Raw genomic sequence first — 23,798 nt, 5'->3', positions numbered from 1 at the left:
GATCCTTTCACAGAACCAATCCTCAGGAGAGACCCCCATGCCTCAGTACAACCCGCCCCTGCGCGACATGAAGTTCGTGCTGCACGAGCTGCTGCACGCAGTCGACGAGCTGAAGCTGCTGCCCGCGCATGCGGAGGTCGACGAGGACACCATCAACGCGGTGCTGGAAGAGGGCGGCAAGTTCGCGTCGGAAGTCCTGACCCCGATCAACCTGTCGGGCGACCAGGAAGGCTGCACGCTGGACAAGACCACGCACGAGGTCAAGGCGCCCAAGGGCTTCAAGGAAGCCTACGCGCAGTACGTCGAGGGCGGCTGGCCCTCGCTGTCGTGCGACCCGGAGTACGGCGGCCAGGGCCTGCCGGTCCTGCTGAACCAGTTCATGTACGAGATGATGAACTCGGCCAACCAGGCCTGGACCATGTACCCGGGCCTGAGCCACGGCGCGTATGAAGCGCTGCATGCGCACGGCACGCCCGAGCAGAAGACCACCTACCTGCCCAAGCTCACCTCCGGCGAGTGGACCGGCACGATGTGCCTGACCGAGCCGCACTGCGGCACCGACCTGGGCCTGCTGCGCTCCAAGGCCGAGCCGCAGGCCGACGGCACCTACAAGATCACCGGCCAGAAGATCTTCATCTCCGCCGGCGAGCACGACCTGGCCGAGAACATCGTCCACCTGGTGCTGGCCCGCCTGCCGGACGCGCCGCAAGGCTCCAAGGGCATCTCGCTGTTCATCGTGCCGAAGTTCAACGTGAACGCCGACGGCTCGCTGGGCGAGCGCAACCCGGTCTACTGCGGCGGCCTGGAACACAAGATGGGCATCCACGGCAACGCCACGGCGCAGATCGTGCTGGACGGCGCCGTCGGCACGCTGGTCGGCCAGCCCAACAAGGGCCTGCAGGCGATGTTCGTGATGATGAACGCCGCCCGCCTGGGCGTCGGCAACCAGTCGCTGGGCCTGACCGAAGTGGCGTACCAGAACGCCGTCGTCTACGCCAAGGACCGCATCCAGATGCGCGCGCTGTCGGGCCCGAAGTCGCCGGACAAGCCGGCCGATCCGATCATCGTCCACCCCGACGTCCGCAAGATGCTGCTGACCGCGCGCGCCTACGCCGAAGGCGGCCGCGCGCTGTCGGCCTACACCGCGCTGCAGCTCGACAAGGCGCTGAGCAGCGACGACGCCGACGAGGCCAAGGCCTGCGAGGACGAGGTCGCCCTGCTGACTCCGATCATCAAGGCCTTCATCTCGGACAACGCCTGGATCGCCACCTCGCACTGCATGCAGGTCTTCGGCGGCCACGGCTACATCCACGAGTGGGGCATGGAGCAGTTCGTGCGCGACTCGCGCATCAACATGACCTACGAAGGCACGAACACCGTGCAGTCGCTGGACCTGCTGGGCCGCAAGATCCTGGGCAACAACGGCGCGACGCTGAAGAAGTTCGGCAAGAAGATCGCCGCGTTCGTCGAGGAAGAGGGCACCAGCGAAGCGATGCAGGAGTTCATCAACCCGCTGGCCGACATCGGCGACAAGGTCACCAAGCTGACCACCGAGATCGGCATGAAGGCCTTCCAGAACCCCGATGAAGTCGGCGCCGCCGCGGTGGACTACCTGCGCGTCGTGGGTCACCTGACCTTCGCCTACATGTGGGCGCGCATGGCCAAGCTGGCGCTGGAGAAGAAGGACAGCGGCGATCCGTTCTACACCGCCAAGCTGGCGACGGCGCGCTTCTACTTCGCCAAGCTGCTGCCCGAGACCGCGAGCCTGATCCGCACCGCGCGCACCGGTCTGAGCCCGCTGATGGAAATGGACGAGGCGCTGTTCTAAGGACAGCGTCACGGGCGCCTCCTCGAGCGGGGCGCCCGCGTTCCCCCTGGCGCGTCCGCCGCTGCGTTCCCAAATAAAAGATCGGAGAGAGACACGATGAAACCGCTGTTCGCCACCGCCGTCGCCCTGGGCCTCGGACTGTCCGCCAACCTGGCGCTCGCGCAGGCCTCCGCGCCGGCGGCGACCGCCACCACGCCGGTCGGCGTCTGGAAGACCATCGACGACGACACCAAGCAGGAGCGTTCGACGGTCCGCATCAGCGAGACCAACGGCGTGCTCTCCGGCAAGATCGAGAAGATCACGGATCCGGGCAAGCAGGACGCCAAGTGCGACGAATGCAGCGACGAGCGCAAGGGCCAGCCCATCATCGGGCTGACGATCCTGCGCGGCGTCAAGAAGAACGTCGGCGACGCCGCGCTCTGGGACGGCGGCGACATCCTCGACCCGGGCAACGGCAAGGTCTATCGCGTCCGCTTGCGTCCGGTCGACGGAGGCAAGAAGCTGGAGGTCCGCGGTTTCGTCGGCATGCCGATGCTGGGCCGCACGCAGACCTGGATCCGCGTCGAATAAAGCGATCGATGGACGCGCCGACATGAGCGCGCCGTACAAACCACATTCCTACATCCTCGGGATGTTCATTGGAGAAACCATGAGTCGATTCCAAGTTCGCAAGGTGGCCGTGCTCGGCGCCGGCGTGATGGGCGCGCAGATCGCCGCCCATCTGGTCAACGTGAAGGTGCCGGTCGTCCTGTTCGACCTGCCCGCCAAGGAAGGCCCGAAGAACGGCATCGTCACCAAGGCCGTCGAGGGCCTGAAGAAGCTCAAGCCGGCGCCGCTGGGCGTGGCCGAGAACGCCGCGCTGATCCAGCAGGCCAACTACGAGGAACACCTCGAGCTGCTCAAGGACTGCGACCTGATCATCGAGGCCATCGCCGAGCGCATGGACTGGAAGCTGGACCTGTACACGAAGATCGCGCCCTTCGTGGCACCGCACGCGATCGTGGCGTCCAACACCTCGGGCCTGTCGATCACCAAGCTGTCGGAAGTCCTGCCGGAATCGATCAAGCCGCGCTTCTGCGGCATCCACTTCTTCAACCCGCCGCGGTACATGTACCTCGTCGAGCTGATCAACACGCCGACCACCAACCCCGAAGTCATCGATCAGCTCGAGAGCTTCGTGACCTCGGCGGTCGGCAAGGGCGTCGTGCGCGCCAACGACACGCCCAACTTCGTCGCCAACCGCGTCGGCATCGCCGGCATGATGGCCACGATGATCGAGGCGGAGAAGTTCGGCCTCTCCGTCGACGTCGTCGACGACCTGACCGGCAAGAAGCTGGGTCGCGCCTCGTCGGGCACCTTCCGCACCGCGGACGTGGTGGGCCTGGACACGATGGCCCACGTCGTCAAGACGATGCAGGACAACCTGAAGGATGACCCCTTCTACTCGACCTACGCCACGCCCAAGGTGCTGGCGGGCCTGATCGAGAAGGGCGCGCTGGGCCAGAAGGCCGGCGCGGGCTTCTACAAGAAGGTCGGCAAGGACATCCAGCGCCTGGACTTCGCCACCGGTGAATACGTCGCCGGCGGCGGCAAGGCCGAGGAGATCGTCGCGCGCATGCTGAAGAAGCCGGCCGCCGACCGCATCAAGCTGCTGCGCGAATCGAGCAACCCGCAGGCCCAGTTCCTGTGGTCCATCCTGCGCGACTCGTTCCAGTACGTGGCCGTGCACCTGGACACCGTGGCCGACACCGCGCGCGAGATCGACTTCGCCATGCGCTGGGGCTTCGGCTCGCAGCAGGGCCCGTTCGAGCTGTGGCAAGCCGCCGGCTGGAAGCAGGTCGCGGAGTGGGTCAAGGCCGACATCGACGCCGGCAAGACGCTGTCGAGCGCGCCGCTGCCCGCCTGGGTCTTCGAAGGCCCGGTCGCCGAGAACGGCGGCGTGCACTCGAAGGACGGCTCGTGGAGCGCCGCCGAAGGCAAGTTCAAGCCGCGCGCCAAGCTGCCGGTCTATGAGCGCCAGGCCTTCCCCGAAGCGCTGGTCGGCGAAGGCGCCGTCGAGCCGCTGAAGGCCGGCACCGAAGAGTTCAAGAACGAGGAAGTCCGCGTCTGGTCGCTGGACGGCGAAGTGCTGATCGCCTCGATCAACGCCAAGCTGCACCTGATCAGCCCGACGGTGACGGAAGGCCTGCTCAAGGCCGTCGAGATCGCCGAGGCCAAGTACAAGGGCCTGGTCATCTGGTCGCCGGACGACGTGTTCTCCGCCGGTGCCAACCTCGAAGCGCTGATGCCGGTCTTCATGACCAAGGGCGCCAAGGGCATCGCTCCGGAAGAGAAGAAGCTGCAGGACATGATGCTGCGCGTGCGTTACGCCAGCGTCCCGGTCATCGCCGCGATGCGCGGCCTGGCGCTGGGCGGCGGCTGCGAACTGGCGGTGCATTGCGCCCGCCGCGTCGCGCACATGGAGTCGTATGTCGGCCTGGTGGAAGTGGGCGTCGGCCTGATCCCGGGCGGCGGCGGCCTGACCTACATCGCGCGCCGCGCCGCGGAAATGGCCTCGGCCGGCAATGCCAACGCGGACATCTTCGCCTTCCTGAAGGACGGCTTCACCAACGCCGCGATGGCCAAGGTGGCGACCTCCGCGCTGGAAGCGCAGAAGCTGGGCTACCTGCTCGACAGCGACATCATCGTCCCCAACAAGGACGAGCTGCTGTTCGTCGCCACGGCCCAGGCCAAGGCGATGGCGGACTCCGGCTACCGCGCCCCGCTCAAGGCCAAGTTCCCGGTCGCCGGCCGTTCCGGCATCGCCACCGTGAAGGCCCAGCTGGCCAACATGCGTGACGGCGGCTTCATCAGCGCGCACGACTTCCACCTGGCCTCGCTGATCGCCGACGTGGTGTGCGGCGGTGAAGTGGAAGCCGGTTCGCTGGTGACCGAGGAATACCTGATGTCGCTGGAGCGCAAGCACTTCTGCAGCCTGCTCGAGCATCCGAAGACCCAAGAGCGAATCATGGGCATGCTGCAGACCGGCAAGCCGGTCCGCAACTGATCCGAGCGGCACACAAGGAACACATCATGAGCAAGCAAGTTCAAGACGCCTACATTTGCGCCGCCACCCGCCTGCCCATCGGCAAGTCGGGCCGGGGCTACTTCAAGAACACCCGTCCGGACGAGATGCTGTCGCGCGTCATCCAGGCCGCCATGGCCCAGGTGCCGGGCCTGGACCCGTCGGTGATCGAGGACGCCATCATCGGCTGCTCCTTCCCCGAAGGTGAGCAGGGCATGAACATCGCGCGCGTCGCGGCCGTGCTGTCGGGCCTGCCGAACACGGTCGGCGGCGTGACGGTGAACCGCTACTGCGCCTCGGGCATCACCGCCCTGGCGATGGCGGCGGACCGCATCCGCATCGGCGAATCCGAAGTGATGATCGCCGGCGGCGTCGAATCGATGTCCATGGTCCCGATGGGCGGCAACAAGCCCTCGTTCCCGCCCGCGATCTTCGAACGCGACGAGAACATCGGCCTGGCCTACGGCATGGGTCTGACGGCCGAGAAGGTCGCCGACAAGTGGAAGGTCTCGCGCCAGGCGCAGGACGAGTTCTCGCTGGAGTCGCACCGCCGCGCGCTGGCCGCGATCGAAGGCGGCTACTTCAAGGACGAGATCACCCCGTTCGAGCTGAAGGACCGCCAGCCGGACCTGAACGGTGACGGGGTCATCGTCAAGAGCCGCATCGTCGACACCGACGAAGGCCCGCGCAAGGACACGTCGATGGAAGGTCTGGCCAAGCTCAAGCCGGTGTTCGCCGCCAAGGGCAGCGTCACGGCCGGCAACAGCTCGCAGACCTCGGACGGTGCGGGCGCGCTGATCGTGGCGTCGGAAGCGGCCGTGAAGCGTTTCGGCCTGACCCCGCTGGCGCGTTTCGTCTCCTTCGCCGTGCGGTGGTGTGCCGCCCGAGATCATGGGCATCGGCCCGATCGAGGCGATTCCGGCGGCGCTGAAGCTGGCCGGCATCAAGGCCGAGGACCTGGGCTGGATCGAGCTGAACGAAGCCTTCGCTGCGCAATCGCTGGCGGTGTTGAACGACCTGGACAGCAAGGGCATCGTGCTGGACCGTTCCAAGGTGAACCCCAACGGCGGCGCGATCGCCCTGGGCCACCCGCTGGGCGCGACGGGCGCGATCCGTGCGGCTTCCGTGATTCACGGTCTGCGTCGCACCGGTGGCAAGTACGGCATGGTCACCATGTGCGTCGGCGCCGGCCAGGGCGCGGCGGGCATCATCGAGCGCCTGTAAGAAGCGCTCGGTCTTCAAGTACGGTCTTCGCGAGTCCAAGAGATTCGCTGGGGCCGGAATGCTGCTGGGGGTTCCCGGAGGGATGCCCCCTGCTGCGTGGAGAGCCCGCGCTTGGCCAGACGCAGGTAGGCGCCCTGAGAAGGACGCCAACCAGCACCGGGGAGATCGCGATGATCAGTTTCCGAGCGGAAGACGGCTTCGAATTGCGAGGCCATCTCTACGGCGAAGCGGCGACCGCGAAGGCGGGCTTGCTGATCGCTCCGGCGATGGGTGTCGAGCAGCGGTACTACGCGGCCTTCGCGCGCTGGATGGCGGAGCAGGGCTGGCTGGTGCTGAGCTTCGACTATCGCGGCATCGGGTGCTTCGCGTCCTGACGCGATGAAGCGGTCCTTGCGAGGGCTGGAAGCCGACATCCACACCTGGGCTGAGCGCGACGCCGCCGCGGCCTTGTCGCACCTCGACCGACTGCTCGGCGACCGACGCGAGATCCACTGGCTGGGCCACAGCCTTGGCGGCCAGATCCTCGGCATGCTGCCCAACCGTTCCCGCGTGTCTCGCGCCGTGACGGTGGGCTGCGGCAGCGGCTACTGGCGCGAGAACTCGATCGGCCTGCGCCGCTACGTGTGGTGGCTCTGGTACGTGGTCGTTCCGCTCACGCTGCCGACCTTCGGCTACTTCCCCGGCCGCAAGCTGCGCAAGGTCGGCGACCTGCCGCGCGGCGTGATGGCGCAATGGCGACGCTGGTGCCTGGACCGCGAGTACATGATGGGTGAGGGTGGCGACGCGCTGCGCGCGCAGTACGCGTCGCTGTCGGTGCCGATGCTCTCGCTGGCCTTCACCGACGACGAGTTCATGTCCCGTCGCAACACCGAGTCGCTGCACGGCTTCTATGCCGGCGCGCGTCCGGAGATGCGCCGCATCGCCCCCAAGGACATCGGCGAGCGTCGCATCGGCCATTTCGGCTTCTTCCGCGATCGATTCGAGCGCAGCCTGTGGCCGCAGGTGAGCGCGTGGCTGGCATGATCGCGTCCATTCATCCGAACACCATCCGTTGCCGGACTGCATGAGGCAGCAGGCGGAAGGCAGACCTAACGAGGAGAGTGCTTCATGAGCATCAAGACCGCCATCGTGAACGGCGTGCAGACCATCGAGATCGCACGACCGGAAAAGAAGAACGCGCTGACCCGCGCGATGTACCAGGAGATGGCTGACGCGCTGGTCACGGCCAACGCCGACAACGCCGTGCGCGCGGTGCTGATCCAGGGTCAACCGCAGATCTTCACCTCGGGCAACGACATCGAGGACTTCATGGGCAGCCCGCCGCGGGACGAGGACGCGCCGGTGTTCCAGTTCATGCGGGCGATGGTGGGCTGCGACAAGCCGATCGTGGCGGCGGTGAACGGCGCGGCGATCGGCATCGGCACGACGCTGCTGCTGCACTGTGATTTCGTCTACGTGGCCGACGACGCGCGACTGGCGATGCCTTTCGTGAGCCTGGGCCTGGTGCCGGAATTCGGCTCGAGCCTGCTGGTGCCGCGCCTGATGGGCCCGCGCCGCGCGGCCGAGAAGATCCTGCTGGGCGATCCCTTCACCGGCGAGCAGGCGGTGGAATGCGGCGTCGCCAACGCGGTGCTGCCGGCGGGCGAAGTCGTGGCGCATGCGCGCCGCATCGCCGAGCGTTTCAACAAGCTGCCCCCTAGCGCCGTGCGCGAGAGCAAGCAGCTGATGCGCCGTTCGTCGAAGGACGAGCTCCTGGCGACGATCCAGGCCGAGGCCGAGATCTTCGGCGCGCGCCTGCGCAGCCCCGAGGCGATGGAGGCCTTCCAGGCCTTCTTCCAGAAGCGCCAGCCGGACTTCTCGAAGTTCTGATCGGGCGCGGCGATGCCGCACTGAACGAGAGGGCGCCGTGGGCGCCCTTTCTGCTTTCTGCTTTCTGCGGGATGCCGTCGACGGACAACCCTCATTCGCGCAATTGGCACCACTTGACCGAGTCACCGAGAGCGCCAACTGCACGACAACGTGCGATTGGCGCGATCACGCCGCCTTGAAATCATGAGCACTCCTCTGTTGATTGGAGCGAGTCCTGATGAGCAAGAAGTCGAATGGAAAGAGCGCGAAGCCGGCCAAGCGCAAAAGTCTGTGCGAGCGCTGCGGGCAGGTCGCGAAGGCGTCGGCGAAAGTGACCGAGCCGCCGAGCTGGGCGCACAAGGTCGGCACCTTTGGGCTGCCGCGCGAAGACAGTTTGAAGGTGCATTCGCCGGAGGTGGCGTTCGAACTGGCCAAGAAGGCCGGCATCATCGACGACGAGGGGAACCTGATGCCGAGGTATCAATGAACCAGGGGCAGTTGATCCTCGCATTCCACGGCTGCGATATCACGGTTCGCGACAGGCTGGTGAAGGGGCGACTCGCGCGACTCACGCCATCCGCCAATCGCTATGACTGGCTTGGGGACGGTGTGTATTTCTTTGAAGGGGATGCAGAGCGTGCGTTGGGTTTTGCGGAGGCTTCACGCCAGCAGGCTTCCAAGCTCTACTCGGCGCGCCCCATTGTTTCTCCTGCCGTCGTTGGCGCGGTGCTCTGTGTCTCTCAATGCTGGGACATGACGACGCTGTCCGGTCGGCGGGAGTACCAGTCCGCCATGGCCGAACTCAGGGTCGCGCAGAACCTGTCCGGACGCCCATGCCGGTCAATCGACCTGCTGACGCCGAGGATGAATCCATGTTGCTGCGCGGGCTGGACTGCGCGGTGTTCAACATCGGGCACGAAATGCGTGAACGGGATGGACATCCGTCTTGGCAACTCGTTCGTGCCGCCTTCTATCAGGGACGGCCGATTTTGGACGGCACCGAATTCCGCTCGGGTACGCACATCCAATTGGCTGTGCGAGATCAGCAGTGTGTGCTCGGTTGGTTTCTTCCGGAGGGCGTAGGCGCTGCATTGCTCAGCGATGAGGAACTGGCGGAGGCCGATGCGGCAATGGCCCGCGCCGTCCAAGCGCGCACCGCCAGCAAACCTCGCGTGAGGGCCTCGCCATGACGCCGACCGCACGAAGAAGAAAGAACAACGGGCTCGCGAGGCCCGTTGTCGTTCATGCCGCGCGATCGCTCACGCGGTCTCGGCCGGTCCGGCCACGCGCACCGGCAGATCGTCCGGATCGACGGTCTTGCCCGACAGCGCCAGGTCCAGCGCGTCGTGGTCCAGCGCGTTCTCCCACTTCGACACGACGATCGTCGCCACCGCGTTGCCGACGAAGTTGGTCAGCGACCGGCATTCCGACATGAAACGGTCCACCCCCAGGATCAGCGCCATGCCGGCCACCGGCACCTCCGGCACCACCGACAGCGTGGCCGCCAGCGTGATGAAGCCCGCGCCCGTCACGCCCGCCGCGCCCTTGGAACTCAGCATCGCCACCAGCAGCAGCGTGATCTGGTGGGTCAGCGTCAGCTCGGTGTTGGTCGCCTGCGCGATGAACAGCGCCGCCAGCGTCATGTAGATGTTGGTCCCGTCCAGGTTGAACGAGTAGCCCGTCGGCACGACCAGCCCCACCACCGTCTTCTTGCAGCCCGCCTTCTCCATCTTCTCCATCAGCGACGGCAGCGCGGACTCCGACGACGAGGTGCCCAGCACCAGCAGCAGCTCGGCCTTCAGGTAGCGGATCAGCTTCAGGATCGAGAAGCCGCACAGCCGCGCCACGATGCCCAGGATCACCAGCACGAAGAACAGCGAGGTCAGGTAGAAGCTGCCCACCAGCATGCCCAGGTTGAGCAGCGAGGCCAGCCCGTACTTGCCGATGGTGAACGCCATCGCGCCCAGCGCGCCGATCGGCGCGGCCTTCATCAGGATGTGGACCATCCGGAACACCGGCGCGGTCAGCGACTCGAAGAAGGTCAGCACCGGTTTGCCACGGTCGCCCGTCAGCGCGAGCGCGATGCCGAACAGCACCGCGACGAACAGCGTCTGCAGGATGTTGCCGTCCGCCAGCGCGCCGATCAGCGACTTCGGGATCACGTCCATCAGGAAGCTGACCAGGGTCAGGTCGTGCGTCTTCTCGACGTAGCGGTGCACTTCCTTCTGGTCCAGGTCCGCCACGTTGACGTTCATGCCGGCGCCCGGCTGCACGACGTTGGCCACGACCAGGCCGACGATCAGCGCCAGCGTGGAGAAGAACAGGAAATAGACCATCGCCTTGCCGAACACGCGGCCGACCGCGCTCAGCTGCGTCATGCTGGCGATGCCGGTCACGATGGTCAGGAAGATCACCGGCGCGATGATCATCTTCACCAGCTTGATGAAGGCGTCTCCCAGCGGCTGCAGCTTGACGGCGAAGGCGGGCTCGAAATAGCCGAGCGTGATGCCGATCGCGATCGCGATGATGACTTGCAGGTAGAGGTGGCGATACCACGGCACGGACTCGGCCGGCGCGGCGGAAGCGGAGGGGGTCAGCATGGGATACGGCTCCGGTTGCGGGTGGCCGCAGGCGCCGTCACCGGCGTGTCTGCGCACCCTGGCCGGGCAGTATCCCACCCGAGGTTTTTTCGATGCTGCGGGATCTACGTACTAACCCTGGTGCGCGAATGCCCATTCGCACCACGGGGCGCAGGCCAGCCGGACGGCCCCATTGCGGGGCCGCGCCGTTCACCAACGGGCAACGAGGACGGCCACGGGGCCAGGCGCAGCGTGTCGTGCCCGGGCGGCGATCAGACCGCTTCGCCGAAGACGCGCGACTTGCCGTCGCGATCGATCGCGACGTAGGTCAGGTTGGCCTCGGTCACCTTCACCACATGCGGATTGGCCGGGTTGCGCTCGGCGAAGACCTCGACGTGCACCGTGATCGACGTGCGTCCGATCCGCGTGACCTGCGCGTAGAAGCTCAGCAGGTCGCCCACCGACACCGGCTGCTTGAAGATGAACTGGTTCACCGCCACCGTCGCGATCCGGCCGCGCGAGATGCGCGCCGGCAGCACCGATCCGGCCAGGTCGACCTGCGCCATGATCCAGCCGCCGAAGATGTCGCCATTGCCGTTGGCATCCGCCGGCATCGGCATCACGCGCATCACGAGCTCGCGCGGGCCGATGGTCTCGGGCGACAGCAGGGGCGCGCCCGACGGGTGCGCGGCGGGGCCGGCGGGGCCGGCGGTGCTGGCGGGGGCATTCGGATCGGTGGAGTCGCTCATGATGGCCAAACGGTGACAATGAGCGGCATTGTCGTCCAGCATGTCCGCCCTCGCCAGGGCGGATGCCCGACTCCACGGCAGGCCCACGCCCCCTCTCCATGCGCCGTTCCACACTCGCCGGCACCACGCCGACTCCCTCGGCCCCGTCCCCGTCCGCGCCGCTGCCCGAAGGCGCCGCCGCGTCCACCGCCGCGCCCGAAGCGCGCGGCGACTGGCACACCATCGCCCGCCTGCTCCCGTACTTCTGGCGCTACCGCTGGCGCGTCGGCATCGCGCTGGCCTTCATGGTCGCCGCCAAGCTGGCCAACGTCGGCGTGCCGCTGCTGCTCAAGCAGCTCGTCGACAGCCTCGACATCCCCGCCGGCAGCGCGCAGGCGCTGATGGTCGTGCCGGTCGGGCTGCTGGTGGCCTACGGCCTGCTGCGGCTGTGCACCTCGCTGTTCACCGAGGCCCGCGAGCTGATCTTCGCCAAGGCCACCGAGGGCGCCTCGCGCAGCATCTCGCTGCAGGTGTTCCGTCACCTGCACGACCTCAGCCTGCGCTTCCACCTCGAGCGCCAGACCGGCGGCATGACCCGCGACATCGAGCGCGGCACGCGCGCCGTGCATGCGCTGATCTCGTACTCGCTCTACAGCATCTTCCCGACGCTGGTCGAGGTCGTGCTCGTGCTCAGCCTGCTCGCGGTGAAGTTCGACGTGCTCTTCGCCTGGATCACCGGCGCGGCGCTGGTGTTCTACATCGGCTTCACGATCGTGGTCACCGAGTGGCGCACCAAGTATCGCCGCCTGCTCAACGAGCTCGATTCGCACGCGCACAGCAAGGCGATCGACTCGCTGCTGAACTACGAGACGGTGAAGTACTTCAACAACGAGGACTTCGAGGCCGCGCGCTACGACCAGAGCCTCGAGCGCCTGCGCCGCGCGCAGCTGAAGTCGCAGCGGACGCTGTCGCTGCTCAACAGCGGGCAGCAGGTGATCATCGCGGTCGCGCTGGTGGCGATGCTGTGGCGCGCGACACAGGGCGTCGTCGACGGCCGCATGAGCCTGGGCGATCTCGTGATGATCAACGCGTTCATGATCCAGCTCTACATCCCGCTGAACTTCCTCGGCGTGATCTACCGCGAGATCAAGCAGAGCCTGACCGACCTGGACAAGATGTTCGGCCTGCTGGCCCGCGAGCGCGAGATCGCCGACGCGCCCGGCGCGCAGTCGCTGCGCGTGAGCGGCGCGGCGGTGCGTTTCGATGACGTGCACTTCGCCTACGAGCCGCAGCGCCCCATCCTCAAGGGCGTGAGCCTGGAGATCCCGGCGGGGAAGAAGGTCGCGGTCGTCGGCCCCAGCGGTTCGGGCAAGAGCACGCTGGCGCGGCTGCTCTACCGCTTCTACGACGCGCAGTCGGGCCGCATCGCCATCGACGATCAGTCCCTGGCCGAGGTCACGCAGCACAGCGTGCGCCGCGCCATCGGCATCGTGCCGCAGGACACGGTGCTGTTCAACGACACGATCGCCTACAACATCGCCTACGGCCGGCCCGAGGCGACGACCGAGGAGATCGAGGCCGCCGCGAAGTCCGCGCACATCCACGACTTCATCCGCCATCTGCCCCAGGGCTACCAGACCATGGTCGGCGAGCGCGGCCTGAAGCTCTCCGGCGGCGAGAAGCAGCGCGTGGCCATCGCGCGCACGCTGTTGAAGAACCCGCCCATCCTGATCTTCGACGAGGCGACGTCGGCACTGGACTCGCGCAACGAGCGCGCCATCCAGGCCGAGCTCGAGGCCGCCGCGCAGGACAAGACCGTGCTGGTCATCGCGCACCGGCTGTCCACTGTGGTCGACGCGCACGAGATCCTGGTGATGGAGCAGGGTCTCATCGTCGAGCGCGGCACGCACGCGGCGCTGCTGGCGCAACGCGGCCGCTACGCCCAGATGTGGGCCCTTCAGCAGGACGGGCAGGACCGACAGGATCCGCAGGGATAAACTCCCGCGCCGTGGAAACCAAATGGCTTGAAGACTTCGTGAGCCTGGCGGAGACGCGCAGCTTCTCCCGCTCGGCCCAACTGCGGCATGTCACGCAGCCCGCGTTCTCGCGCCGCATCCAGGCGCTCGAGGCCTGGGCGGGCGTCGATCTGGTCGACCGCTCGTCCTATCCGACGCGGCTCACCGCCGCCGGCGAGACGCTGCTCGGCCAGGCCGTCGACCTGCTCGGCAACCTACAGGCGACGCGCAACATGCTGCGCAGCCATCAGTCGGCGGGGCAGGACATGATCGAGTTCGCCGTCCCGCACTCGCTGTCCTTCAGCTTCTTCCCCCATTGGCTGATGGAACTGCGCCAGCGCTTCGGCGAGGTGAAGTGCCGGCTCAACGCGCTCAACGTCCACGACGCGACGCTGCAGCTCAGCGAAGGCAACTGCGACCTGCTGGTCGTCTACCACCACCCCAGCCAGCCGCTGCAGCTGGACCCGGAGCGTTACGAGTCGGTCTCGCTCGGCCACGAGACGCTGGCCGCGTATGCGAAAGCTGACACAAGCGGCGCGCCGATGTTCCGGATTTCCGGACACCCGGGGCAGAAGATCCCGTTCCTCAGTTACGCCTCGGGCGCCTACCTCGGGCGATTGGTGGAACTGATCGTCAAGGGCGCGGCGCAACCGCTCGACTTCGAGTCGGTCTTCGAGACCGACATGGCCGAGAGCCTCAAGGCCATGGCCATCGAGGGCCACGGGCTGGCCTTCCTCCCGGCGAGCTCGGTGAAGAAGGAAGTGAAGGCGCGCCGCCTGGTACGGGCGGCCGAGCCCGGCCAGTACGAACTCAACATGGAGCTGCGCATGTACCGCGAGCGGCAGGGGTCGACGCGGCGGGTCAAGCCGGTCGCGCAGGCGCTGTGGAACTTCCTGACCCATGCCGAGAAAATCGCCCCCTGACCTCGATAGCTCAACCAGGCACGGAACCTGCATACGTAAGCCACGCAACAAGTCGAGATGCGTGATACTCCCTACCCAGCAAAGCGACCGGTCATGGTCTGCTCTGCCGGTTGGGGGGACCACCGTTCGAACCTCCCTCGAATCCGCTTTTTGAATCCGAACAAAGCAGGAGCATCTATGAAGAAGGCATTGCTGGTACTGGCCCTTGGCGCTGCGTTGGTTGGCGTGGCGCAGGCCGACACGCTCAAGAAGATCAAGGACACCGGCAGCGTGACCATGGGCGTGCGCGAGTCCTCGGGCGCGCTGTCGTACACGCTCGGCGATGGCAAGTACGTGGGCTACCACGTCGAGATCTGCCAGCGCGTGCTGGCCGACGTCCAGAAGCAGCTGGGTCTGGCCAAGCTGGACATCAAGTACCTGCCGGTGACTTCGCAGAACCGCGTGCCGCTGGTGCAGAACGGCACCGTGGACATCGAGTGCGGTTCCACCACCAACAACCTGACGCGCCAGAAGGACGTGGCTTTCGCCGTCACGACCTACGTCGAGGAAGTGCGCATCGCCGTGAAGGCCGATTCCGGCATCACCACGATCGCCCAGCTCAACGGCAAGACCGTCGCGACGACCACCGGCACGACCTCGGTCCAGCTGCTGCGCAAGCATGAGCGCGCCACCGGCGTGGACTTCAAGGAAGTGCTGGGCAAGGACCACGCCGACAGCTTCCTGCTGCTGGAGTCGGGCCGTGCCGACGCCTTCGTGATGGACGGCCAGATCCTGGCCGGCAACATCGCCAAGTCGCGCAATCCGGCGGGCTTCAAGATCGTGGGTGAAGTGCTGTCGGTCGAGCCGATCGCCATCATGATCCGCAAGGACGACCCGGCCTTCAAGAAGGCCGTGGACGACAGCATCAAGGGCCTGATGAAGTCCGGCGACATCGCCAAGCTGTACGACAAGTGGTTCACGCAGCCGATCCCGCCGACCAACACCAAGGTCGGCCTGCCGGCCACGGCGGCGACCAAGGACGCGTGGGCGAACCCGAACGACAAGCCGGTCGAGGAATACCTCAAGAAGTGATCGGCCTCGCCTGAGTACAAGGCGCCCCGCGGGGCGCCTTGTCGCAACAGGCTTTCGTTTTGATGGATGGAGCACGCCATGGCGAGCTGGGATTGGCAGTTGTACTGCACAGACATGGTGACCGGGGAGGCCGCGCCGAAGTGTTTCGGGGCCCCGGTTATGAGACCTACCTGGACGCGATGATCCACGGCTGGGGGTGGACGATGTTCGTCTCGGTCGCCGGCCTGCTGGTCGCGCTGGTGGCCGGATCGCTGATCGGCGTGCTGCGCACGGTGCCGAACAGGAAGCTGGCGATGTTCGGGGAATCCTGGACGGAGCTGTTCCGGAACATTCCGCTGATCGTCCAGCTCTTCGTCTGGTACCACGTGATCCCGCGCCTGTTCCCGGTGCTGGACATGCCGCCCAGCGTGCTGGTGGTGATCGCGATCGGGCTGTTCACCTCGGCGCGGATCGCCGAGCAGGTCAAGGCCGGCATCCTGACGCTGCCCAAGGGCCAGCGTTACGCGGGCCAGGCGCTGGGGCTGACGCTGCCGCAGACCTATCGCCACGTGCTGCTGCCGATGGCGTTCCGCATCGTCATCCCGCCGCTGACCAGCGAGAGCATGAACATCGTCAAGAACTCGGCGGTCGCCTTCGCGGTGAGCATTCCCGACCTGGCGCAGTTCTCGCTGCAGGCGTCGGAGCAGTCGAGCTTCGTGCAGATCTTCCTGCCGGTGACCATCCTGTATTTCGTCTCGGCCTACGCGATCAACCGCGTGGCCAAGGTGATCGAGTGGTACGTGCGCGTGCCCGGCATCCTGGGGGCGAAGTGACATGACGCAACTCGATTTCTCGTTCCTGACCTGGGATGTCCTGGTCTCGTTCGTGTCCAAGGGGCTGTGGTTCTCGATCCAGCTGACCGTCTCGGCCATGATCGGCGGCATCGTGCTGGGCACGGTGCTGGCGCTGATGCGCCTGTCGGGCAAGTGGTGGCTGGAGCGCCCGGCGGCGATCTACGTCGACACGCTGCGCTCGATCCCGCTGGTGATGGTGATCCTGTGGTTCTTCCTGCTGATCCCGTACATCGCGGGTCCGCTGGGCGCGGAGAAGACGGCGCTGATCACCTTCACGCTGTTCGAGGCGACCTACTACTCGGAGATCATGCGCGCGGGCATCCAGTCGGTGTCCAAGGGGCAGGTCTTCGCGGGGTACGCGATGGGCATGACCTACCGCCAGACCATGAGCCTGGTGGTGCTGCCGCAGGCCTTCCGCAACATGCTGCCGGTGCTGCTGACGCAGACGATCGTGCTGTTCCAGGACACGTCGCTGGTCTACGCGATCGGCGCCTACGACCTGCTGAAGGGCTTCGTGTCCGCCGGCTCGAACTTCAACCGGCCGATGGAGACCTACCTGGTCGCGGCCGCTGTCTATTTCGTGATCTGCTTCAGCCTGTCCATGCTGGTCCGCCGGCTGCAGAAGAAGATCGCCATCATCCGCTGAGGTCCGCTCCATGATCGAAATCAAGAACGTCTCCAAGTGGTACGGCCCGTTCCAGGTGCTGACCGATTGCTCCACCAACATCCAGAAGGGCGAGGTGGTGGTGGTGTGCGGTCCGTCGGGGTCGGGCAAGTCCACGCTGATCAAGACCGTCAACGCGCTGGAGCCGATCCAGGCGGGCGACATCGTCGTCGACGGCACCAGCCTGACCAACCCCAAGACCAACCTGCCCAAGCTGCGCTCGCGCGTGGGCATGGTGTTCCAGCATTTCGAGCTGTTCCCGCACCTGTCGGTGACGGAGAACCTGACGCTGGCGCAGGTGAAGGTGCTGGGCCGCAACATGGCGGACGCCAAGACGCGCGGCCTGAAGATGCTGGAGCGCGTGGGCCTGATGGCGCACAAGGACAAGTTCCCGGGCCAGCTCTCGGGCGGTCAGCAGCAGCGCGTGGCGATCGCGCGGGCGCTGTCGATGGATCCGATCGTGATGCTGTTCGACGAGCCGACCTCGGCGCTGGACCCGGAGATGGTCGGCGAGGTGCTGGACGTGATGGTCCAGCTGGCCAACGAGGGCATGACCATGATGTGCGTGACGCACGAGATGGGTTTCGCGCGCAAGGTCAGCCATCGCGTCATCTTCATGGACGCCGGCAAGATCATCGAGGACTGCACCCGCGACGAATTCTTCGGCGATCCGGAGGCGCGTTCGCCGCGCGCCAAGGACTTCCTGGCGAAGATCCTGCAGCACTGATCCCGGACGCCGCTGGCGTCCCGCGTACCGCCACGAAGGCCCGCCCCGCAAGGTGCGGGCCTTCGTGCTTTCCGGCCTTCACCGGAAGGCGGAGGGGTTGTCACTCGTCCACGGCATGCATGAGCGGAAGACCCCTGGTTGAGGTCAGTGACGAGCGGCGGTCGGATCCCGACAATCGGTGTCTTCGCGATTCGACCGGACTGTGCGGCGAGCCGCACGAGGCGCGATGACATCGTGCGGGAGATCCGCCCGGCAACGCCTGGCACCAACCAAGGAGATCTGAATGAACATGCAAGACCACCACACCCTTCCGAGGTCTCAACAGCCGGTGACCCGGCAGGAGTTCCAGACCAAGATGGATGAGATCGATATGGAGCTGGCGTCGGCGCGTCGATGGCGCCACCTCCGTGGCAGTCTCTGGAACCTGTTCGTGGGCGGACTGAGCGGTATGGGCATCGTCATGCTGATGGTGCTGGCGGGCGTGCATTTGGGGCGGTGAGACAATCCCGCCCCATGAGCGAAACCCTTGTCCTGACCCGTCCCGACGACTGGCACGTGCACCTGCGCGACGGTGCCGCCTTGCAGAGCGTCGTCCCGTATACCGCGCGCCAGTTCGCGCGCGCGATCGCGATGCCGAACCTGAAGCCGCCGATCACGACGGCCGAGCAGGCCCTCGCGTACCGCCAGCGCATCCTCGCCGCGGTGCCCGCCGGCGTGGACTTCGAGCCGCTGATGACGCTCTATCTGACCGACCGCACCACGCCGGATGACATCGCCGCCGCCAAGGCCGCCGGTGTCGTCGCGCTCAAGCTCTATCCGGCAGGCGCCACGACCAACAGCGATGCCGGCGTCACCGACATCCGCAAGACCTACGCGACGCTCGAGGCCATGCAGAAGGCCGGCCTGCTGCTGCTGGTGCACGGCGAAGTGACCGACGGCGACGTCGATGTCTTCGACCGCGAGGCCTTCTTCATCGACCGCGTGATGCAGCCGCTGCGCAAGGATTTCCCCGAACTGAAGGTCGTCTTCGAGCACATCACGACGAAGGAAGCCGCGCAGTACGTGACCGGCGCCGACCGCTTCACTGGCGCGACCGTCACGCCGCAGCATCTGCTCTACAACCGCAATGCGATCTTCATGGGCGGGCTGCGTCCGCACTACTACTGCCTGCCGGTGCTCAAGCGCGAGGAGCATCGCCTCGCGCTGATCAAGGCCGCGACGTCCGGCAGCGCCAAGTTCTTCCTTGGCACCGACAGCGCGCCACACGCGTCGGTGATGAAGGAGAACTCGGTCTGCGGCGCCGGCTGCTTCACCGCGCTGTCCGCGATCGAGCTCTACGCCGAGGCCTTCGAGGCCGCGGGCGCGCTCGACAAGCTCGAGGCTTTCGCCAGCTTCCACGGCGCCGACTTCTACGGCCTGCCGCGCAACACCACGCAGGTCACGCTGCGCAAGACCGACTGGACGCTCCCCGAGTCCGTCGCTTTCGGCGAGGCTGCGCAGCTCAAGCCGCTGCGCGGCGGCGAAGTCATGAGCTGGAAGCTCGACTGAGTCCTCGGCAGCAACGCCGAGCGCTTGATCGAGAACTCGACTGAGTCCTCGGTCGCAAAACCGTTGAAGTGAGACGGTGGTTGGGGACGGCAGTGCGTGGGGTTCCGGAGCTTGACTCCGGGGCCCACGCACTGGCGGCCAACGCACAGACGTCAGCAGGCAGGCGCCCTCACTTGAACTGATACGACGCCGACAGGTAGAAGAACCGTCCCCTCGGATCGGTATAGCTCGGGTCATACCCCGAGATGAAGAAGTAAGCCTGGTTCGAGAACGGCGGTGCCTTGTCGAACAGGTTCTTCACGCCGGCGCGGAGGGTGAGGGCGGAGGTGGCGTCCCACCCGCCCGACAGGTCCCAGAGCGAATATGCCTTGACCTTGTTCTTCCCGACGATCAGCCCGGTGTTGGTATCGATGGCCGAGTTCTGGTCGTCGTAGCCGCTGGAGAACGAGTTGGCCAGATTGACGCTCCACGCTCCGCGGGACCAGTCGAAGTTGACGCGGTGCCGCCAGCGCTGGACGACGCCGTCGGTGACGAAGCGGCCCAGGTTGCTGATGTAAGGATCCCCGTTGCCGGTCTGCTTCTTGGAGCTCAGCGTCCAGGTCCCGACCAGCTTCACCCCGAAGCGTCCCAGCGACGAGGCCGGTGAGCGGTACTGCATCGTGATGTCCAGTCCCGAGGCCTTCTGCTTGCCGCGGTTTTCCTTGTGCAGCTCGATGTAGCAGATGTCGGAATCATCCGGGTCATAGTCGCAACCGGCGAGCCCCTCGTTCTCGTTGTAGCGATGCACCAGCGGCTCGTACTTGTCGAGGTTGGCGAGGATCACGTCATCGCCGATCGTGCTGATCAGGTTGCGCTTCTCGATGTGCCAGTAGTCGAGCCCGAGGCTCCATTCGGGCGTCGGATCGGTCAGCAGGCCGATCGAGAACTGACGCGACTTCTCCGGCTTCAGGTTCGGGTTCGAGTAGGTCCGCGTTTCCCAGTTGTTGGCGCAGAACCCGAGGTCGTTGTCGTTCTCCAGCATGCACACCGGGTCGGGCAGCGTGGCGGTCTCGCTGGTCTTGACCGAGCGATAGAGGTCATTCATCGACGGCGCTCGGAAGCCCGTGCCGGCCGACGCCCGGAAGGTCAGGTTGTTCATCGGCGCGTAGCGCAGCCCCACCTTCGGGTTGGTTGTCGCTCCCACCTTCTGGTAATGGTCGTGCCGCAGCGCGAACTGGAGTTCCCACTCCTTGGTGATGGGCGCCAGCAGTTCGCCGTAGGCGGCCCAGACCTTGCGCGAGTTGTTCGTGAACTGCGCGTCGCCCGGCGTCGGATCGCCGAGGATCTCGTCGGAGATCAGCAGGTCGCTGGCGGCCGAGCTGGACTTCTCGCGTCGCAGTTCCGCGCCGAGCGCCAGCGCCAGATCGCCACCGCCGAGTTTCATCAGGCTGCGCGTGGCCTTGACGTCGAGGCTGTCCATCGATCCGCGGGCGCTGCGCACTTCCTGGTTGATGTTGTTGTTCCGCAGGAAGGCGAGGCCGGCCTCGCTCGACGGACCGAAGGGGTTGAGCAGTCCGTCGGCGTAGGCCTGCAGGGTCTCGGTGTAGGGCAGGTAGCCGCGCACGTCGCGATCGGACACGCGATTGACGCTGTGGTTGTAGCCCCAGTCGTAGTCCCACGCGCCGACCGTGCCCGTCATGCCGACCACCACGCGACTGCCGGTGCTGATCAGCTCGCTGGCGCGCGGCCCGGCCTCCAGCATGCGGGTGCGCACGGTGATGAGGCGGTCGTCCGGCAGCGCGTCGCCCAGGCCCGTCGCGGCCAGCGCCGGGATCATCGACACGTCCAGGTCGGCGTCGATGCGGTTGCTGGTGCCCACGTACCAGCTCTTGCTGCGCGTGTAGGAGGCTTCGACGAAGGCCTCATGGTTGTCGGCGACCTTGAACACGCCGCGGCCCAGGAAGCTGCCCTTGTCGGTCTTCGGATAGAGCTCCAGGTCGCGCATGTAGTCGTAGGTGCAGCCGTCCACGCCGCCGATGCCCGCGGGCAGGTAGAGCGTGTGCGGCGGCTGGCAGTTGGGCGCGCTGAGGTTGATGTTGCGCGACGTGATCGGCTTGCCGTTGATCGCGAAGCCCTGCGACTCAAGGTAGTCGAATTGATCGCCGCCCAGCCGGATGTTGCCGGGGAAGCCCGCCGACGACAGCAGATGCGGCAACCGCTCCGGGATGCGCAGGTCCGAGATGAAGTCGCGCTGCGAGGTCCGCAGCGCGCCGGTCTTCTGGAAGTCCAGCACGCCCATCACGTTGAAGCGGTCGCGCGCCAGGTCGCCATGACCGGCGGCGATCGATGCGGTGCGCTTGCTGGCGCCGCCTTCGCCGGTCTTGCCGCCGTAGACGTCGACCTGCACGCCCTGGTAGTCCTTGCGGGTGATGAAGTTGACGACGCCGCCGATCGCGTCGGTGCCGTAGATCGCGGAGGCGCCGTCGAGCAGCACCTCGACGCGCTCGATCGCCGCGGCCGGGATGTTGTTGAGGTCGACGCCGTTGTCGTCCCCGGGCGACGCGAAGTTGGCCATGCGCCGGCCGTTCAGCAGCACCAGCGTCGAGGAGGTCCCCAGCCCGCGCAGGTTGGCCGAGTTGAATCCCATCTGGTCACGGAAGCCGCCGGTGCCGATGCTGACGCCGTCGGTCAGCGCGTTGCTCATCGCGGAGACGGTGGCCATGATCTCGGCCGCCGTCGTGACGCCGGCCTTGACGATGTCGCTGCGGTTGATGACCTGCACGGGCAGCGCGCCCTCGTCGGCGATGCGCTTGATCGCGGAGCCGGTGATCTGCACGCGCTGCAGCTTCTGGGGGGCGGAGGGGGCCGATGCGGCCGACTCCGGCGGCGCCACCTGCGCGTGCGCCACCCCGCACAGCGCGATCAGTGCCGCAGCCGCGCAGACGCGGGGCGCGAACGGCGGGCGATGCGTGGCGCGGCTGACGCGCGAAGTGCGGAGGGTCATGGTGGGCTCCCTGGGCCGATGGGGGTGGCTCTGTCGGACCAGTCTCAGGGAGCGGACCGTCACGGACAAGGGTGATGACCCGCGACAGTCGCGACGAAGCAACTGACCTGTGACCAATGGTCACCCGTTGGGGGGTGGGTGAGGCTATGGTGGTGTGAGAAGCCGCCCCCGCGCGGCGGGAGGCTCTGACGATGTTCGATCGCTGTCTGCTGCGCCGCGCCGTCGGCGCGCTCCTGTTGTCGTGGACCGTGCTGCCGGCGCTCGCCGCGCCGCCCGCCACTCCCGCGCCGCCCCGATCGGCGGCGACCGGGAAGACGGCCGCGCCGGCCTCCGCCTCTCCCACAGCCTCTCCTGCTACCACGGCCGCTCCCGCTGCCATGGCCCCGTCGTCCGCGCCGCCGACCCAGGCAACGACTGGCCCCTCGTCCGATGTCCCCATTAAAGGCCACGCGATGGCCATCGGCGGCGCGCTGAAGGCCGACAACGACGAGGTCTGGAATCGCCTGATCGCGCTGGCCGGCGGACGCGGCGCGCGCTTCGTCGTGTTCGGCACCGCGGCCGAGGATCCCGAGGCCAGCGCCAAGCAGGTCGTCGAGCAGCTGCAGCGCCGCGGCGCCATCGCCGAGGCGCTGCCCGTCGCGCCGAAGTTCTCGTGGGTCGACCTCAACAAGGTCGTGCGCGACGCCGCGCTGATCGCCAAGGTGCGCAACGCCAAGGGCATCTTCTTCACCGGCGGCTCGCAGGAGCGCATCGTCGACGTGCTCTTCCCCGGCGGGCATTCGACGCCGATGCTCGACGCCATCTGGGACGTCTACCGCAAGGGCGGCGTCGTGGCCGGCACCTCGGCCGGCGCCGCGGTGATGAGCACGGTGATGTTCCGCGACGCGCCCAGCGTCATCAGCATCCTCAAGGGCCAGTGGGAGGAGGGCAAGCAGATCGACCGCGGCCTGGGCTTCGTCGGGCCCGGGCTCTTCGTCGACCAGCACTTCCTCAAGCGCGGGCGTTTCGGCCGCATGGTGCCGTTGATGCTGGCCAAGAACTACAAGCTCGGACTCGGCGTGGACGAGAACTCCGCCGCCGTGATCCGCGGCGACGAGGTCGAGATCATCGGCCACAAGGGCGCGCTGCTGGTCGACCTGAGCGAGGCGTCCTCGGACCGCGGGCTCGGCGTCTTCAACCTGAAGAACGCCCGGCTGACCTACCTCGACCACGGCGACCGGATGAACCTGCGCACCCGCGGCGTCACGCCGTCGACGGTGAAGCTGCGCGGGCAGAAGCTCGAGCCCGGCGCGCCCGACTACAAGCCCTACTACACGCTGCCGCAGTTCTACACGGACATGCTGGGCGACTCGACGATCTCCACGGCGATGTCCATCCTGATCGACAGCGTGCAGCCCGAGTTCCGGGGGTTGAGCTTCGAGGCCGCGCCCAGGGCCGGCGATACGCTGGCGGATCTGGGTTTCCTGTTCCGGCTCTACAAGGGACCGGGCAGCATCGGCTGGAGCACCGATGAACTCGGGCCCGAGGACTACACGGTGGTCAACCTCTACCTGGACGTGACGCCGGTGCGCATGCCGCTGCCGCTGTTCGGCCCCTGGCCCGGCGAGCCTCGCCCGAAGAAGCCGGCCGCGGCCGAGGAGCCCCCTGCCGGAGAGCGCCCCCAGCAGTGAGTCACGAGTGCCTGCAGGCCCGTGCCCCTCGGCCGCGCCCTGCTTGGCCGCCCGGGCGGCAGGCAAGGCCGTCCGGCATCCCGATTGCTGCCG

Annotated in this window: 19 protein-coding genes and 2 pseudogenes; 18 read left to right on the top strand and 3 right to left on the bottom strand. The window is 66.8% G+C overall.

Translation table 11 applies throughout. The features are described from left to right. The first annotated feature begins 37 nt into the window (after positions 1 to 37). The 9 genes and pseudogenes from ACFJIX_RS01400 to ACFJIX_RS01360 all read left to right on the top strand — a co-directional run bounded on the left by ACFJIX_RS01400 (position 38) and on the right by ACFJIX_RS01360 (position 9,154). Entirely contained in the window at positions 38 to 1,828 is a 1,791-nt protein-coding gene (locus ACFJIX_RS01400) for an acyl-CoA dehydrogenase C-terminal domain-containing protein (RefSeq protein ID WP_377157175.1), read from the top strand. A 96-nt stretch (positions 1,829 to 1,924) separates the two neighbouring features. Beyond that, positions 1,925 to 2,398 carry a DUF2147 domain-containing protein gene (locus ACFJIX_RS01395; protein WP_377157173.1) on the top strand — a complete coding sequence of 158 codons (474 nt, stop codon included), beginning with the start codon at positions 1,925 to 1,927 and terminating at the stop codon, positions 2,396 to 2,398. 79 nt (positions 2,399 to 2,477) lie between these two features. Next, positions 2,478 to 4,874: a 3-hydroxyacyl-CoA dehydrogenase/enoyl-CoA hydratase family protein gene (locus tag ACFJIX_RS01390; RefSeq protein ID WP_377157172.1), complete on the top strand. Its 2,397-nt coding sequence runs from the start codon at positions 2,478 to 2,480 to the stop codon at positions 4,872 to 4,874. Between the two features lie 26 nt (positions 4,875 to 4,900). Continuing rightward, positions 4,901 to 6,116 (top strand): annotated as a pseudogene (locus tag ACFJIX_RS01385) (acetyl-CoA C-acyltransferase). A gap of 170 nt (positions 6,117 to 6,286) precedes the next feature. Continuing rightward, complete coding sequence (locus ACFJIX_RS01380; RefSeq protein WP_377157171.1) at positions 6,287 to 6,490, top strand: hypothetical protein; 204 nt, start codon at positions 6,287 to 6,289, stop codon at positions 6,488 to 6,490. Between the two features lie 4 nt (positions 6,491 to 6,494). After that, the gene (locus ACFJIX_RS01375) at positions 6,495 to 7,139 is read left to right on the top strand and encodes an alpha/beta fold hydrolase (protein WP_377157170.1); all 645 of its coding nucleotides are present in this window, start codon (positions 6,495 to 6,497) and stop codon (positions 7,137 to 7,139) included. Positions 7,140 to 7,223: 84 nt separating this feature from the next. Then, positions 7,224 to 7,985, top strand: a complete 762-nt coding sequence (locus ACFJIX_RS01370) for an enoyl-CoA hydratase (protein ID WP_297524543.1) — start codon at positions 7,224 to 7,226, stop codon at positions 7,983 to 7,985. Between the two features lie 217 nt (positions 7,986 to 8,202). After that, positions 8,203 to 8,451, top strand: coding sequence for a hypothetical protein (locus ACFJIX_RS01365; protein ID WP_377157169.1), 249 nt, complete (start codon positions 8,203 to 8,205; stop codon positions 8,449 to 8,451). A gap of 346 nt (positions 8,452 to 8,797) precedes the next feature. After that, the gene (locus ACFJIX_RS01360; protein ID WP_377157167.1) at positions 8,798 to 9,154 is read left to right on the top strand and encodes a hypothetical protein; all 357 of its coding nucleotides are present in this window, start codon (positions 8,798 to 8,800) and stop codon (positions 9,152 to 9,154) included. Positions 9,155 to 9,223: 69 nt separating this feature from the next. Here the strand turns inward: ACFJIX_RS01360 and ACFJIX_RS01355 are convergent, their stop codons facing one another. Both ACFJIX_RS01355 and ACFJIX_RS01350 read right to left on the bottom strand, forming a co-directional pair. Further along, complete coding sequence (locus ACFJIX_RS01355; RefSeq protein WP_377157165.1) at positions 9,224 to 10,564, bottom strand: dicarboxylate/amino acid:cation symporter; 1,341 nt, start codon at positions 10,562 to 10,564, stop codon at positions 9,224 to 9,226. A gap of 251 nt (positions 10,565 to 10,815) precedes the next feature. Continuing rightward, positions 10,816 to 11,292: an acyl-CoA thioesterase gene (locus tag ACFJIX_RS01350; protein WP_377157163.1), complete on the bottom strand. Its 477-nt coding sequence runs from the start codon at positions 11,290 to 11,292 to the stop codon at positions 10,816 to 10,818. 98 nt (positions 11,293 to 11,390) lie between these two features. Between ACFJIX_RS01350 and ACFJIX_RS01345 the strand changes: the two genes are divergently transcribed. The 8 genes and pseudogenes from ACFJIX_RS01345 (at position 11,391) to pyrC (ending at position 19,052) form a co-directional block, all read left to right on the top strand. Continuing rightward, a complete protein-coding gene (locus tag ACFJIX_RS01345) occupies positions 11,391 to 13,268 on the top strand; it encodes an ABCB family ABC transporter ATP-binding protein/permease (RefSeq protein ID WP_377157162.1) in 1,878 nt (625 codons plus the stop codon). Between the two features lie 11 nt (positions 13,269 to 13,279). After that, positions 13,280 to 14,209: a LysR substrate-binding domain-containing protein gene (locus ACFJIX_RS01340; RefSeq protein ID WP_377157161.1), complete on the top strand. Its 930-nt coding sequence runs from the start codon at positions 13,280 to 13,282 to the stop codon at positions 14,207 to 14,209. Positions 14,210 to 14,386: 177 nt separating this feature from the next. After that, positions 14,387 to 15,280, top strand: coding sequence for an amino acid ABC transporter substrate-binding protein (locus ACFJIX_RS01335; protein WP_377157159.1), 894 nt, complete (start codon positions 14,387 to 14,389; stop codon positions 15,278 to 15,280). Between the two features lie 78 nt (positions 15,281 to 15,358). Next, positions 15,359 to 16,092 (top strand): annotated as a pseudogene (locus ACFJIX_RS01330) (amino acid ABC transporter permease). Between the two features lies 1 nt (position 16,093). After that, complete coding sequence (locus ACFJIX_RS01325; protein ID WP_377157157.1) at positions 16,094 to 16,759, top strand: amino acid ABC transporter permease; 666 nt, start codon at positions 16,094 to 16,096, stop codon at positions 16,757 to 16,759. 10 nt (positions 16,760 to 16,769) lie between these two features. Further along, on the top strand, positions 16,770 to 17,504 hold the full coding sequence (locus ACFJIX_RS01320; protein ID WP_377157155.1) for an amino acid ABC transporter ATP-binding protein: 735 nt from the start codon (positions 16,770 to 16,772) through the stop codon (positions 17,502 to 17,504). Positions 17,505 to 17,787: 283 nt separating this feature from the next. Next, positions 17,788 to 18,003 (top strand): hypothetical protein, encoded by a 216-nt coding sequence (locus ACFJIX_RS01315; RefSeq protein ID WP_377157152.1) that lies wholly within the window; start codon positions 17,788 to 17,790, stop codon positions 18,001 to 18,003. Positions 18,004 to 18,017: 14 nt separating this feature from the next. Then, positions 18,018 to 19,052 carry a dihydroorotase gene (pyrC, locus tag ACFJIX_RS01310; RefSeq protein ID WP_377157151.1) on the top strand — a complete coding sequence of 345 codons (1,035 nt, stop codon included), beginning with the start codon at positions 18,018 to 18,020 and terminating at the stop codon, positions 19,050 to 19,052. 169 nt (positions 19,053 to 19,221) lie between these two features. On the opposite strand, the gene ACFJIX_RS01305 is transcribed toward pyrC, so the two are convergent. Continuing rightward, positions 19,222 to 22,035 carry a TonB-dependent receptor gene (locus tag ACFJIX_RS01305; protein ID WP_377157149.1) on the bottom strand — a complete coding sequence of 938 codons (2,814 nt, stop codon included), beginning with the start codon at positions 22,033 to 22,035 and terminating at the stop codon, positions 19,222 to 19,224. Between the two features lie 452 nt (positions 22,036 to 22,487). Between ACFJIX_RS01305 and ACFJIX_RS01300 the strand changes: the two genes are divergently transcribed. Next, the gene (locus ACFJIX_RS01300) at positions 22,488 to 23,705 is read left to right on the top strand and encodes a cyanophycinase (protein ID WP_377157147.1); all 1,218 of its coding nucleotides are present in this window, start codon (positions 22,488 to 22,490) and stop codon (positions 23,703 to 23,705) included. Positions 23,706 to 23,798 lie beyond the last annotated feature (93 nt).

This window comes from Roseateles sp. UC29_93 (assembly GCF_042695725.1).
Classification (GTDB): Bacteria; Pseudomonadota; Gammaproteobacteria; order Burkholderiales; family Burkholderiaceae_C; genus Roseateles; species Roseateles noduli_A.
Note: the sequence above shows the minus strand (reverse complement) of the source record. Positions and strands in the feature narration are given on the sequence as shown.